The sequence below is a fragment of the Marinobacter segnicrescens genome, assembly GCF_900111555.1.
Classification (GTDB): Bacteria; Pseudomonadota; Gammaproteobacteria; order Pseudomonadales; family Oleiphilaceae; genus Marinobacter; species Marinobacter segnicrescens.
The window spans coordinates 1-13545 of the sequence record NZ_FOHZ01000011.1 but is presented as its reverse complement, the minus strand read 5'-3'; the positions used below and the strand labels follow the sequence as shown (position 1 = coordinate 13545).

Annotated in this window: 15 protein-coding genes; 11 read left to right on the top strand and 4 right to left on the bottom strand. The window is 50.3% G+C overall.

The features are described from left to right. Entirely contained in the window at nucleotides 1-300 is a 300-nt protein-coding gene (locus BM036_RS11830) for a hypothetical protein (RefSeq protein WP_091852267.1), read from the bottom strand. After that, nucleotides 284-514: a hypothetical protein gene (locus tag BM036_RS19905; protein WP_143066602.1), complete on the bottom strand. Its 231-nt coding sequence runs from the start codon at nucleotides 512-514 to the stop codon at nucleotides 284-286. Before BM036_RS19905 ends, BM036_RS11830 begins: the two co-directional genes overlap by 17 nt. A gap of 226 nt (nucleotides 515-740) precedes the next feature. Between BM036_RS19905 and BM036_RS11820 the strand changes: the two genes are divergently transcribed. Together BM036_RS11820 and BM036_RS11815 are read left to right on the top strand one after the other, a co-directional pair. Then, complete coding sequence (locus BM036_RS11820; protein WP_091852261.1) at nucleotides 741-980, top strand: type II toxin-antitoxin system ParD family antitoxin; 240 nt, start codon at nucleotides 741-743, stop codon at nucleotides 978-980. An 8-nt stretch (nucleotides 981-988) separates the two neighbouring features. Beyond that, complete coding sequence (locus BM036_RS11815) at nucleotides 989-1276, top strand: type II toxin-antitoxin system RelE/ParE family toxin (protein WP_091852258.1); 288 nt, start codon at nucleotides 989-991, stop codon at nucleotides 1274-1276. Between the two features lie 9 nt (nucleotides 1277-1285). On the opposite strand, the gene rfaH is transcribed toward BM036_RS11815, so the two are convergent. Further along, nucleotides 1286-1759, bottom strand: coding sequence for a transcription/translation regulatory transformer protein RfaH (gene rfaH / locus BM036_RS11810; RefSeq protein ID WP_091852255.1), 474 nt, complete (start codon nucleotides 1757-1759; stop codon nucleotides 1286-1288). A gap of 490 nt (nucleotides 1760-2249) precedes the next feature. Here rfaH and BM036_RS11805 point away from each other — a divergent pair, with 490 nt between their 5' ends. Genes BM036_RS11805 through BM036_RS11765 form a run of 9 tightly spaced genes read left to right on the top strand, consistent with a single transcriptional unit; the run spans nucleotide 2250 to nucleotide 12985 of the window. Continuing rightward, nucleotides 2250-3158 (top strand): glycosyltransferase family 2 protein, encoded by a 909-nt coding sequence (locus BM036_RS11805; protein WP_218144809.1) that lies wholly within the window; start codon nucleotides 2250-2252, stop codon nucleotides 3156-3158. A 3-nt stretch (nucleotides 3159-3161) separates the two neighbouring features. Beyond that, nucleotides 3162-4220, top strand: a complete 1059-nt coding sequence (rfbB, locus tag BM036_RS11800; protein ID WP_091852252.1) for a dTDP-glucose 4,6-dehydratase — start codon at nucleotides 3162-3164, stop codon at nucleotides 4218-4220. After that, nucleotides 4217-5110, top strand: a complete 894-nt coding sequence (gene rfbD, locus BM036_RS11795) for a dTDP-4-dehydrorhamnose reductase (protein ID WP_091852248.1) — start codon at nucleotides 4217-4219, stop codon at nucleotides 5108-5110. Before rfbB ends, rfbD begins: the two co-directional genes overlap by 4 nt. A gap of 9 nt (nucleotides 5111-5119) precedes the next feature. Beyond that, a complete protein-coding gene (rfbA, locus tag BM036_RS11790; RefSeq protein WP_091852245.1) occupies nucleotides 5120-6001 on the top strand; it encodes a glucose-1-phosphate thymidylyltransferase RfbA in 882 nt (293 codons plus the stop codon). Beyond that, complete coding sequence (gene rfbC, locus BM036_RS11785) at nucleotides 6001-6549, top strand: dTDP-4-dehydrorhamnose 3,5-epimerase (protein WP_091852242.1); 549 nt, start codon at nucleotides 6001-6003, stop codon at nucleotides 6547-6549. The genes rfbA and rfbC overlap by 1 nt, the downstream gene beginning before the upstream one ends. After that, nucleotides 6546-7385, top strand: coding sequence for an ABC transporter permease (locus BM036_RS11780; protein WP_091852239.1), 840 nt, complete (start codon nucleotides 6546-6548; stop codon nucleotides 7383-7385). The genes rfbC and BM036_RS11780 overlap by 4 nt, the downstream gene beginning before the upstream one ends. Further along, on the top strand, nucleotides 7375-8730 hold the full coding sequence (locus BM036_RS11775; protein WP_091852236.1) for an ABC transporter ATP-binding protein: 1356 nt from the start codon (nucleotides 7375-7377) through the stop codon (nucleotides 8728-8730). Before BM036_RS11780 ends, BM036_RS11775 begins: the two co-directional genes overlap by 11 nt. Beyond that, a complete protein-coding gene (locus tag BM036_RS11770) occupies nucleotides 8727-11684 on the top strand; it encodes a glycosyltransferase (protein ID WP_091852233.1) in 2958 nt (985 codons plus the stop codon). The genes BM036_RS11775 and BM036_RS11770 overlap by 4 nt, the downstream gene beginning before the upstream one ends. 2 nt (nucleotides 11685-11686) lie before the next feature. After that, nucleotides 11687-12985 (top strand): rhamnosyltransferase WsaF family glycosyltransferase, encoded by a 1299-nt coding sequence (locus BM036_RS11765; RefSeq protein ID WP_091852231.1) that lies wholly within the window; start codon nucleotides 11687-11689, stop codon nucleotides 12983-12985. 261 nt (nucleotides 12986-13246) lie between these two features. Here BM036_RS11765 and BM036_RS11760 read toward each other — a convergent pair. Continuing rightward, nucleotides 13247-13545 (bottom strand): transposase (locus BM036_RS11760; RefSeq protein WP_177186051.1); only part of this gene is annotated, 299 nt, incomplete at its 5' end.

Here is a 13545-nt window from a genome sequence, read left to right as displayed (position 1 = left end):
TTACTTTGCTTGTTTACTATTGGTCAACCATTCTACTGGCCAGCTCGCAGATACCTTCCTTTTAGCCGATTTGAGCACCTTCTCGAGCCAACCCCTCGCCAATGTTCCGCTGCCCCCAAGTAGATCCTTTGCCAGTTTTCGCATGTTCTCATTGCATGAAGTATTCGCTTCGATCATCTGTTCGACTACGGCAATGGCCTCTTCGTTAAAGCCGCTTTTGTAGTTTCGAACAGCTTGGTCTTCGCCGATAACTGCAAAGACCATGTCAAGTAGATAATCTTTTTCATTCACGGTCAGCATTTAATCCTCCATTGATCAACGATGTGAAGTCTTCCCTGGTATCGCCCAGCCCGTGCACCATAAGGATATGGTCATCAAAGCCCTGTTTGATGACGTAGGCGAGACAGGCGTAGTTGGCGCAAACTGTGTGAATAGTGTACAGGCCGACAGTCTCCTGTTCGGGAGCGCTGTCCCCATAGGTGTGTCGAATCTCGCGCTCAATCAATGCGGCCACCAGCGCCCCGCACGTCTGGTACCGATTGAAGAGGAGCGGGCCAAGGGCAGAAACCCTGGCTTCGGGATGTGGGCCGATCATCGGGAGCTTAATGTGGAGCAACAGGTCAGAACTATGCGAAAGCACAGAGCCTGTTAGCTCGCGCCCGAATCCTGCAACACCAGACTTTCAGTGTTGGCAAAAATTGGCAATAATTGGCAACCGGATAACGCAATGTGAGGTGCTCATGGCCACAATGAACGTATCGCTGCCAGAGCCAATGAAAGACTGGGTTGAGGCCCAGTCCAGGACAGGCCGGTATGCCAACGCCAGTGATTATGTGAGGGATCTGATCAGAAAAGACCAGGATCGGGCTGAAAAGGTCGCGCGAATGCAGCAGCTGGTCAACGAAGGCCTCGACAGTGGTGAGGCTTCCAGAACGATGGACCAACTGCGAGAAGACGCCATAAGGATGGCCAAAGGATAGTTAATACAATGGATTATGTACTTAGCCGTAAGGCTGAGGAGGATGTTGTAAATATTTTCCTGCAGGGAATTGAGGATTTTGGCGTTGCTCAAGCGGACCGGTATCACCGTAAGCTGCAAGAGAGTTTCGATTTCCTGGCAGACAATCCCCTGGCAGCGCCGGAGCGGAGGGAATTGACCCCGGCTGTTCGAGTCCAATCGATGGGCGTTCATCTTATCATTTACAGACTGGAGCCCGAGTGTGGCCGGGTGTTGATCATTCGTATCAGGCACAGCAGAGAGGATTGGGAGAGCTAGGCTGCAACCTCACAAATCCCCCAACCGAACCTTGACCACCTGCTGCTTTTGCATAAACGAAATCAGTACAATGGCCCGTTCTTCGCCGTCGTAGGCCTGGAAAATCCCCTCCACGCCCCGGAACGGACCTTCCTGAATTTCTATCTTCTCGCCTTTCTTCATGCCACCCTGTTGCTCAACCGCCGTCAGGCCATCGTAGATGTACTCAATCACCTCATCCGGCACCGGCACCGGCTTACCACCAAAGCCCACCACCCGCAGCACCCCACGGGTAGAACGCAGCTTGCCCCATAGCGGGTCCGAAGGATCTATATTGATAAACAGGTAACCGGGAAACAGCGGCTCCAGCCGGGTAGTGCGCTTGCCGGCACGTATACGCTCCATCGTCACCTTGGGGTAAAAACACCGGGCGTCCTGGTTCTGCAGGTTCTCCAGCGCCCGGTCCCCCTGGGCAGGTTTGTGTTGGATGGCGTACCAGGGCATGGGAACGTTCCTTGCGCGTTTAACGTCAGCATAGCCAGAGAAGGGCACCCCGTGAATCACCGGGCCCTCGGGAAGGCGCAGAGGGTACGCACAAAGCCACTAAAAACAAATGCACCTCCTAACCTTTAACAACGGTTAACCAAAAGACACACAGAAAGTCCGCCTTTGCATTAAAGTGCCCTTGCCGTGAACGTTTGATGACGTAGAATTGCATCACATTTTTCGGGGCCCCACCCCCTCTTGTTTTTCGAGTCGGTCACCACTTAGCGGCGATTTATTGTGTCGTAGTGGATTTTTGGCGGATTCGGTCGTGGGGGAGTCCAAGCCATAAAACACTTGTTACGGGTAAGTGGGGCGGTAGCGTGTTTGATTCAAGAGACATGTTGTGAAGCGGAGTTTCGGTACAGGCGGTCGATCGCCTCTTTCCTCAGGCCTTGTGGCAAGCAGTGAGGCGAGCCGCCTGGAAAGGGCGACGGGCCGGGGCGAGCACGTGGCCGTGCTTATGTGCACCTACTGTCCGAGCGATTATTTTGCCGATCAGCTCGAATCACTGCTCGCCCAAAGCCACCGGAACTTCCGTCTTTGGGTCTCTGACGACAGCCCGGATGATTCAGCGCGCAAGGCACTTGATGCTTATCAGTCAGGTTCGGAAGGTTTTGAGTTCAACCTTATTGAGGGACCAAAAGACGGGTTTGCGGCGAACTTCCTTACATTACTGTGCTGTGAAGATATATCCGCTGACTATTTTGCATTCTGTGATCAGGACGATGTCTGGGAGCAAAACAAGCTGGAAGTGGCAGTGCGCACACTGAAGGAAGTTCAGCCGGACACGCCCGCTGTTTATTGCGGTCGTACGCTGCTAACGGATGAAAGTGGGGCAGAAACCGGTTATTCTGCTGGCCGGAAGAGGAAGCCTGATTTCGCTAACGCACTGGTGCAGAGTCTGGCTGGTGGTAACACCATGGTTATCAACCAAGCTGGCCGGGACCTGGTGAGGCGAGCCGGAACACCGCCGATAGTCAGTCACGACTGGTGGGTTTATCTGTTAGTGAGTGGCGCTGGGGGCGTGGTGTTGTTTGACCCCGTCCCAACCATTCGCTATCGGCAACACGGCTCCAATCTTGTGGGCGCTAATACCTCTCTGGCTGCCAACCTCTTTCGAATCAAAATGCTGTTCCACAACCGCTTTCGTACCTGGAATGATGTCAATGTGCGGGCACTGGAGTCAGCCCAACATCTGCTTACGCCCGACAACCGCAAGCGCTTTCAGCATTTCGTGAAAGCGCGGTCAGGCAACATCTTCAGTCGTTTATACCACTTACGAAAATCAGGGGCCTATCGCCAGACCGTCATAGGCAACCTGGGACTTTTTATAGCAACTGTTACTGGAAAAATCTGAACTATGAGCATCCTCGTTACCGGAGGCGCCGGTTTTATCGGCAGCAATTTTGTACTGGACTGGCTTGCCCAGTCGGATGAGACCGTTATTAACCTCGACCTGCTGACCTATGCTGGCAACTTGCAGAACCTGTCTGACCTGGAAGGCGACGCTCGTCACGTGTTCGTCAAAGGCGATATTGGTGACACAGACCTCGTCAGTCGCCTGTTGGAGGAGCATCGGCCGCGTGCCATTATAAACTTCGCGGCTGAAAGCCACGTGGATCGCTCCATCCTGGGGCCGGAAGAGTTTATTCAGACCAATATCCTTGGAGCTTTCCGCCTGCTGGAATCTGCCAGGGCCTGGTGGGGCAAGCTGGAAAGGGATGAGAGGAAGAATTTTCGGTTCCTGCATGTGTCAACGGATGAAGTATATGGAACACTGGAGGTTGACGAACCCGCCTTCACAGAAAACCATCCCTATCAGCCCAATAGCCCATACTCAGCCAGCAAGGCAGCCAGCGACCACCTGGTACGCTCTTACTTCCACACCTATGGTTTGCCGGTTGTAACCACCAATTGTTCCAATAACTATGGACCGTACCACTTCCCGGAGAAATTGATCCCGTTGGTTATTCACAACGCCTTGGCAGGCAAGGCGCTGCCTATCTATGGGGATGGCCAGCAAGTTCGGGACTGGCTGTATGTAACTGATCACTGTTCGGCTATCCGCCGGGTACTGGAGGCCGGCAGCTTGGGTGAAACCTACAACGTTGGCGGCTGGAACGAAAAGCCTAATATTGAGGTCGTGCGCACCCTCTGTGACATGCTCGATGAGCTACAGCCTCGGGAAGATGGCGCCTCCTACCGCGAGCAGATTACCTTCGTAAAAGATCGTCCGGGGCATGACCGTCGTTACGCCATCGATGCCCGCAAGCTTGAACGAGAGCTGGGCTGGAAGCCTGCCGAAACCTTCGAAACCGGTATCCGCAAGACCGTAGCCTGGTACCTGGCTAACCAGGACTGGGTGAACAACGTGACCAGCGGCCAGTACCGAGACTGGGTGGAGGCACAGTACCAATGAGCATCCTGTTATTTGGCGCGAACGGCCAGGTAGGCACCGAGCTGAGACGGACCCTTTTGCCTCACGGCGATTTGACGGCACTGACGCGGATGGAAGCAGACCTTTCTGACGCAAACGCCGTTAAAGCTGCTATAGCTTCCGCAAAACCGAAAGTCATCGTGAATGCGGCCGCCTATACCGCAGTAGACAGGGCCGAGTCTGAGCCGGAGCTTGCTTCCAGCATCAATAGAGATGCCGTCGCGGCCATGGCGGAAGCGGCTAGCGTGAGTGGAGCACTGCTGGTGCATTACTCGACTGATTACGTCTTCGCCGGTGGGGGCAGCCAACCTTACCAGACCGACGACCCAACCGGGCCTAAAGGTGTTTACGGTAAAACCAAGCTGGAAGGCGAGATGGCGATTGCTGCCAGCGGCTGCGACCACCTGATCTTCCGGACCAGCTGGGTTTACGCCAGTCACGGCCACAACTTCGTGAAAACCATGCTCCGGCTGGGGCAGGAAAAAGATCAGCTGCGGGTGGTGGCAGACCAGGTGGGTGCTCCCACCTCTGCGGAACTAATCGCCGACGTCACGGCCCTGGCCATTAACGCCGCTACACAAGGACGGATTAACCACGGCGTTTACCACCTGACCGCGGGTGGAGAGACCTCCTGGCATGGTCTTGCCACCTATGTTTTTGAGGTTGCCCGGGAATGCGGGCTGCAACTGACGGTAGCGCCAGACAAAATCGAAGCTATTCCTACCTCTGAGTTCCCGACGCCTGCCAGCCGGCCTGCCAACTCCCGCCTGAGCAATGCCTCCCTCGAAGCAGCCCTTGGCATCCACATGCCGGATTGGCGCCTGCATGCACGGCGCGCTGTTGAACAGCTTTTGATGAACGAGAGAAAATAAAGGTAACCCATGACCCGTAAAGGTATAATCCTCGCCGGTGGTTCCGGTACGCGACTGCACCCGGCCACGCTGGCCATCAGCAAGCAATTGTTGCCTGTGTACGACAAGCCGATGATTTATTACCCCCTCAGCACCCTGATGTTGGCGGGTATCCGTGACATTTTGATTATTTCCACCCCCCAGGACACTCCCCGGTTTGAGCAACTGTTGGGCGACGGTGGCCAGTGGGGGTTGAACCTGTCCTACGCCGTGCAGCCCTCACCGGATGGCCTGGCCCAGGCGTTCGTGATCGGCGAAGACTTTATTGGCAACGATCCCTGCGCCCTGGTGCTGGGAGACAACATCTTCTACGGCCACCACTTCCACACTTTGCTGGACAACGCCATGATTCGTGATCAGGGGGCAACCGTATTTGCCTATCATGTGCACGATCCGGAACGTTATGGTGTGGCGGAATTTGATGAAAATAACAAAGTACTCAGCCTGGAAGAAAAGCCAGAAAAGCCCAAGTCCAACTACGCAGTAACGGGGCTTTATTTTTACGATAATCAGGTCGTGAACATGGCGAAAAGCCTGAAGCCCTCCCCACGAGGGGAGCTTGAAATCACCGATCTGAACAGACTTTATCTGCAGCAAGAGCAGCTGAACGTGGAAATCATGAGTCGTGGCTATGCCTGGCTGGATACGGGCACCCACGATTCACTGCTGGATGCCAGCCAGTTCATCGCTACCCTTGAGCATCGCCAGGGCCTGAAAGTAGCCTGTCCGGAAGAGATCGCCTACCGTCAGGGCTGGATCATCGCCAGCCAACTGGAAGAACTGGCCCAGCCCCTCAAGAAAAACGGCTATGGCCAGTACCTGCTGCGCACACTTCACGACAAGGTATTTTGATGAACGCAACACCTCTTGAAATCCCGGATGTTATTCTGTTTGAACCCCGAGTATTCGGAGATGATCGGGGTTTCTTCTTTGAGAGCTTCAATCAGCGCCAGTTCGATGAGGCCGTGGGGCGGGAAGTCACCTTTGTGCAGGATAACCACTCAAAGTCGGGCAAGGGCGTGCTACGGGGCCTGCATTACCAGCTTTCGCCGAATGCCCAGGGCAAATTGGTGAGGGTAGTTCAGGGCGAGGTCTTTGACGTGGCTGTGGATATCCGCCGCAGCTCTCCCACCTTCGGGCAATGGGTGGGGGCCACCCTATCCGCCGAAAACAAGCGTCAGCTCTGGGTTCCGGAGGGCTTTGCCCACGGTTTCATTACCCTGTCCGACACGGCTGAATTTCTTTATAAGACTACCAACTTTTACGCACCGGAGAGTGAGCGCGCGATCATCTGGAACGACCAGGATCTTGGAATTCATTGGCCCAGTGGTCTGGAGCCCCAGTTATCCGGTAAGGATGGTATCGCCCCGGCATTCAGGAATGCTGAGGTTTTTGAATGAACCCCCATGCATCCCGGCGAGTGTCCCCTGGCGCATTACTGAATACTTGTGCAGTTAATGGATCACTCATCAAGCAGCTCACTCGGAGAGAAGTAGTTGGGAGGTACCGTGGTTCAGTGATGGGGATTGGCTGGTCGTTTTTAAACCCTTTACTTATGCTGGCGGTTTTTACTTTCGTATTTTCAGTGGTCTTCCAGGCGAAGTGGGGCGTTGAAATGGCGGGACAAAATGAAAGTAAAGGAGTGTTCGCCGTTGTTCTGTTTATCGGGCTGATCGTGCATGGTTTATTTTCAGAAGTGCTTACCCGTTCCCCTGGATTGATAACAGGTAATGTCAATTATGTAAAGAAAGTGATTTTCCCGCTCGAAATCCTTCCGGTTTCTGCAGTGCTGAGCGCCCTATTTCATGCGGCTATAAGTATATTTGTGTGGCTGCTGGCGCACATTGCGCTCATTGGTATACCTGAATGGCAGATCGTTTATCTGCCGCTGGTATTTTTACCTTTGCTCGTCCTTGCGTTAGGTGTAAGTTATTTTCTCGCCTCCCTGGGAGTCTTTCTCAGAGATATTGAGCAAACCATGGGCATTCTAGCTACAGTTTTGCTATTTCTCTCGCCAATTTTCTTTCCTGTGGAACGTCTGCCTGAAGAGTATCAACCTTTGTTCTTGTTAAACCCTCTTACCTTTATTATCGAGCAGGCTCGAGATGTAATGATCTGGGGCCAACACCCTGACTTCGTCGGTCTTTCCATTTATTTGGTATCCGCTCTGGTAGTGCTTTTCGCAGGGTTTGCCTGGTTTCAAAAAACCAGAAAGGGGTTTGCAGATGTCCTCTGAAATGGCCATCAAAGTCTCACAGCTAAGCAAAAGGTTTGAAATTTTCCAGCAGCCCCGCGATCGACTGAAGCAAATGATTCTGCCCTGGCTTCAACGGGGGGTTGGACTGCGCCAGGTTCAGTACTTCCAAGAGTTTTGGGCAGTGAGGGATGTCTCTTTCGAGGTAAGGAGAGGCGAAACGGTCGGTATCATTGGTCGTAATGGCAGCGGTAAATCGACATTGTTACAAATGATATGCGGTACTCTTACGCCCACCCATGGCACTGTGGAGACTACTGGCCGTATTGCCGCTTTACTCGAGCTCGGCTCCGGCTTCAACCCTGAGTTTACGGGTCGTGAGAACGTTTACCTGAATGCTTCGCTTTATGGTTTAACTCGTGAGCAGACCGCCCAACGTTTCAAGCAAATAGAGCAGTTTGCAGATATCGGCGATTTCATCGATCAACCTGTAAAAACATACTCCAGTGGGATGATGGTTCGTTTGGCATTCGCAGTAATCGCCCATGTGGATGCCGACATACTGGTGGTGGATGAAGCTCTATCTGTTGGTGACGCTGTATTCACGCAAAAGTGCATGAGATTCATTCGGAAATTTCAGGAGAATGGAACCCTTCTGTTTGTTAGTCATGATACCTCAGCCGTACAGAGTCTTTGTGAGAGCGCTGTTTGGCTAAATCATGGTGAAGTACGTAGGACGGGCGCAGCCAAAGAGGTTTCAGAAGCCTACTTACAGTACAGCCTCCAACAGATTTATGGCGAGGAGGCAAAACTTGCCAGCTTTGATGAAGCCTCGTTAGGTAACCATGACGACACAATTGAAAGTCATGATATTGAGCATTCACAGCAGGTATATTCCAGTGAATACCATGTGGAGAACAACCTTAGTGAGGCAAATGGCTGGACAACTGGTAAAGCAAAGATCACCGCTGTTGAACTGCTGGATGCTGGTGGCTCTAATCCCGGTGTATTCGCGGGGGGAGAAACCGTTCGTTTGAGAATACGCACGGAAGCTTATGATAACTTCAGCCAGCCTATACTCGGATTTCTCGTTAAAGATCGGCTTGGGCAGGACTTATTTGGAGAGAACACCTTGCCGTTTTCTGCGTTTAATCCGCTTAAATTGAAAATGGGGCAGATTCTTGAGGGAGAGTTTGTTTTTACCCTACCCATGCTTCCGAATGGGCAGTACGCGATCATGGCGTCGTTTGCCGATGGTGATCTCCATAATAATGTTCAGCACCATTGGCTCCATGACGCAATAATTTTGCATATTTCTTCCAGTAAGGTCCGCTGGGGTCTGGTTGGGATTAATTTTGACAAGGTCTCACTCAATATATTGCCATGAAAACTTTAAAAGATTTTTATCTTGAGCATAAAGGGAAAGTTTCAGATAAATGGAATATTTATCTTGAAGAATATAATCGAATTTTTGAGCCTTTTCGGTCAAAAAACATTTCGCTCCTTGAAATTGGTGTCCAAAACGGAGGTTCTCTGGAGATATGGGAGAAATATTTTCCGAATGCGGTAGCGCTTGTTGGTAGCGATATTAATACTGACTGTGAAAAACTGACTTATCAGTCTGAAAAAATATCGCTTGTAGTAGCCGACGCAAATACAGATCATGCTGAGCATCAAATTAGCATGATATCAGAACAATACGATATCATCATCGATGATGGCTCTCACACATCAAAAGATATTGTCCAGTCATTTTCTAGATATTTTCCTCATTTGAAAAACGGCGGAATTTACATAGCAGAAGATCTGCATTGTAGCTATTGGGGAAGCTTTGGAGGTGGGTTGCATGAGCTTTCCTCCTCGATCAGCTTTTTTAAGCAACTTGTCGATGTGATTAACTACGAACATTGGGGTTTAGATAAGAATGTCGATGATGTTTTAGAACTGTTTAAAGAGACCTATGGATTTTCTCTGAGCTCAGAAACCCTGAATGAAATCCATTCCATCGAATTCATTAACTCATTGTGCGTCATAAGGAAATTTGAAGCGGAGCGAAATAGCCTTGGCTCACGTAACGTTTCGGGTGAATTAGCCGAGGTAGTTGATCTGGGAGACGGCTACCGAGGGATGCAGCCAGAGGTAGAGTGGCAAAAAGGGGATGAAAGGTCGGTCCATCCTCATTACCGCATACGTGATCTTGAGGCGCAGGTGAGCGCGCTTAAGACTGACTACGGAGTTCTCTATGAGCGTTCACGGAAGCTAGAGAGCGAGTCTAGAGCGTTGGAAGCGCGAACGTTGGAGTTGATTGGCCAGCGTCAAGCGCTTCAGGGGCAAGTGTCTGAACTTCAGGCTGGTATTGAAGAGATCTACCAATCAACCAGTTGGAGGTATTCAAGACCAGTACGGTTCGTTGGCCGGGTGAAGATGAAAGGAAAGCGGATCGCTACTGCCTTTATAAGGTTGATAAAGCTGAGCGGCGGAGTCTTTCCTGCCATAAAGAAAGTAGGCAACATCCTGTCCAGCGAGGGCCGGCATGGTATCCTGACTCGGTATCGGAGCTATCATGGAGTTCCGAGTGAAACTCTCCTGACTGGCGGGCAACATCAGTCCGAAGGGGCAAATCCCCTGTCAGAACAGCCAATTGAAGAAGCGGTTGACTATGCATCTTGGATGCAGGCTCAAGAAAGCTTTGACACTTTGGCGAAGAAAAAAGTAGAGAAAGACCTAGAGCGGCTGAGCTCTAGACCTCTCATCTCCATTGTTATGCCTACCTTTAACCCTAATCTGAAATGGTTAGCGGAGGCCATCGACTCAGTTTCGGCACAGCTTTATGGGAATTGGGAGCTCTGTATCGCGGACGACCATTCAACTGAGGCGGGAGTTGTCGAGTTCCTTCATGAAATGCGGGAAAAAAACCCTCGTATTAAGGTGGTCATACGGGAAGAAAATGGTCATATATCCGTAGCGACAAACAGTGCGTTGGCCTTAGCATCAGGTGAGTGGGTCGCGTTGATGGATCAAGACGATCTCCTCACCGAAGACGCCCTTTACGAAATGGTTAAAGCGATAAGCAGAAATCCCAATGCTAACCTGATTTATAGTGATGAGGACAATGTTGACGAAGTGGGAAAGAGAACCTCGCCCCTGTTTAAACCTGACTGGTCACCTCACTTGGCCTTGTCACAGGCTTATATCGGGCATCTTTGCGTCGTCAGGAGCGCTCTGATCAAAGAGATTGGCGGTTTTAGGTCGGGCCTGGACGGTTCACAAGACCATGATCTTTGGCTTCGAATATCTGCGAAATCTGAGCGTGAACAGATAGTCCATATTCAGAAAATCCTTTACCACTGGCGGCAACATGAGAAATCGACTGCTAGGGAAAGCAGCAGCAAACCTTATGCCTGGGATGCGGGGCAGAGGGCTGTTCAATCGTACTTTGAAGAAAAATATCCTGACGTGAATGCTTCGGTAGTAAAAGGCGAGTTTCCTTTTACCTACAAAATGAAGTTCCAATTTGAATCCGAGCCCAAAGTTTCTATTATCATCCCAACGCGGGATGGAGTGGAACTGCTTAAAGTATGCGTCGATGGAATTCTGAAGCGAACAAACTGGAAGAACCTTGAAATAATTATTCTGGATAATGGATCCATAAAACCAGAGACCTTTAGTTATTTCGAACTTATTCAGATGGACGCCAGAGTATCTGTTTTCAGAGAAGACATCGAATTCAATTGGTCCCGCCTGAATAATATAGGGGCGCAAAAAGCTAATGGCGAGTACTTCATATTTTTGAATAATGATACGGATGTTACTCAGCCCGACTGGATTGACTCACTAGTAGGATACGCTTCACTACCTGATGTGGGTCTTGTTGGTGCTCTGTTGTTGTTTGAGGACGGAACTATTCAGCATTCGGGCGTCGTCGTTGGCATGGGAGGATGGGCAGACCATGTATACCGTACCTGTCCGCCCAGTCATTTTATGGGTCTTCCATTTATTTCTCCCGTCATCACCAGAAATGTGCTCGCAGTAACTGGAGCCTGCATGGTTATTGGTGCGCAAAAGTTTGAGGAGATGGGTGGTTTTGATGAAGCCTTTCGGATCTGCGGGAGTGATGTAGAGCTTGGTATTCGGTCTCACAAGCAAGGATATTTCAATGTTCTATGCGCTGATGTTCGTTTGTATCACTATGAGTCCAAAACACGCTCTCCTCATGTTCCGGACAATGACTTTGTGCAGTCCGACCTTAAATACAAGCCTTACAGAAAAGAAATTGTGGATCCGTTTTACAACGGGAACCTGAGGCTTGACCGCACGAAACCTGAAGTGAATAAAGGCTAATTATGTTTAAAAAAATATTACTCAGATTGCTTAGGCAACCTTTAATCAATGATTTCGCGCGGAAAATCTACTATTCAGTAAGGTCAGAATTAAACCAGCCGAGCACCTCGGCCGGACTGAACATTGATATACCTGAAATAAGCCCCTTAAAGGCAAGAGCATCGAACCTTGAAATGGAGCGGATAAACCTTCTGGTTCCCGCGCTATCTCTTGAACATGTTTTTGGTGGCATTGCAACAGCTTTGGATTTTTTTGAGAACCTGAAAAGGGAATATCCGAATGCCAGAATCATTTTGACGGAAGAGCCAACGTTCACACCGGAACGCAACCTCGGGTATGCGTCATGGAAAATACTCTCGCTGGAGTCAGACGATCAACCTGGTTTGTCGGTTGTCCCGGCTGGGTCACGTTACAACAAAACCTTACCAATATGTTCCGGAGATCGTTTTGTCGCTACCGCTTGGTGGACTGCAAGGATTGCATCTGCGTTGCAGGTTGAACAGTCGAGAATATTTTCCTGTCCCCCAAAAAAATACGTCTATTTGATTCAGGATTTTGAACCTGGCTTTTATCCTTGGTCTGCACGGTATGGGCTTGCCGACTCTACTTATCGTTGCCCAGATAAGTTCATTGGCGTTATCAATACTTCGATTCTGAAGGAGTTTTTTGACGAGCAGGGTTATCAATTTGAGGATGCAGTGAGTTTTGAGCCAAGGCTTAATGCGTCTTTAATGCCAAAACTACGGGCAGAAAATACAAGCAGGAAAAAGAAAGTGCTGGTTTACGGTCGGCCGAGTGTTGAAAGAAATGCTTTTCCAATCATTGTGATGGCGCTGAGACAATGGGTGGAAACCGGGAATGCCGACGAGTGGGAATTTTTCTCAGCTGGCGAGTATCACGAATCCATCGAGTTGGGTAAGGGTAAGAGACTTGTCTCTCACGGTAAGCTCAGCCTTTCTGATTACGCTGAGGAGCTTTCCGAAACATCCATTGGCCTGTCGTTAATGATTTCTCCACATCCAAGCTACCCACCGTTGGAGATGAGCGCTTTTGGTGTGCGCGTTATTACAAACTCATATAACAACAAGGACTTGGAGGCCGTATTCCCCAACATTCGCACAGTGCACTCGATCGATCCGGAGTCTATTGCCTGTGAACTGGAGCGATTGGCTGACGATGTTCGCGCCGGAGTTAACGGTTTGGCAAAGGTTAAACAAACTTCAGAGCTGTATTCGCAGTTTCTTGAACAAGGCAGTGTCTTTGAAGGCGTAACGAATTACGTGCTCGAGAGACTACGTTAGCAGGCACTACCGATTATTTATTTTAGACGGTACGCGCCCTAAACGCCCAGTCTAATATTCTTGTGGATCCATTTATGAAAGAAAAGTCGAAGCCGTTGTGCGTTGACCTTGATGGCACATTGCTCGATTCAGACATGTTGGTGGAAACTGGATTTTCCTTTATCAAAAACAACCCGCTCGGCATTGCCCCTGTAATTGGGCATCTCTTTAAAGGTAAAGCTCATCTTAAAGCGTACCTAGTGTCCCGTCTGGGTAATTCGTTTATTTATCATTAATGACACTCAACTTTGCTCGCGCCACTGAAGTCATAATCGATTCTGCGCTTTTGTGCCAGCGGAAGGGCTTTGCCAGCTTCTCATTATGAGTTTGGATAAAGCGACGAATCGCCTTCTTCAGTTCGCCGACACTGGTAAAAATGCCACGGTACAAAGCACGGCGTTCCAGTTGACCAAACCAGCCCTCCACGGCATTCAGCCAGGAGGCGCTGGTTGGTGTGAAGTGAAGCTTGAACCGGGGATGTTTCTCCAGCCAGGCTTTTACCTCTGGTGTTTTATGAGTCG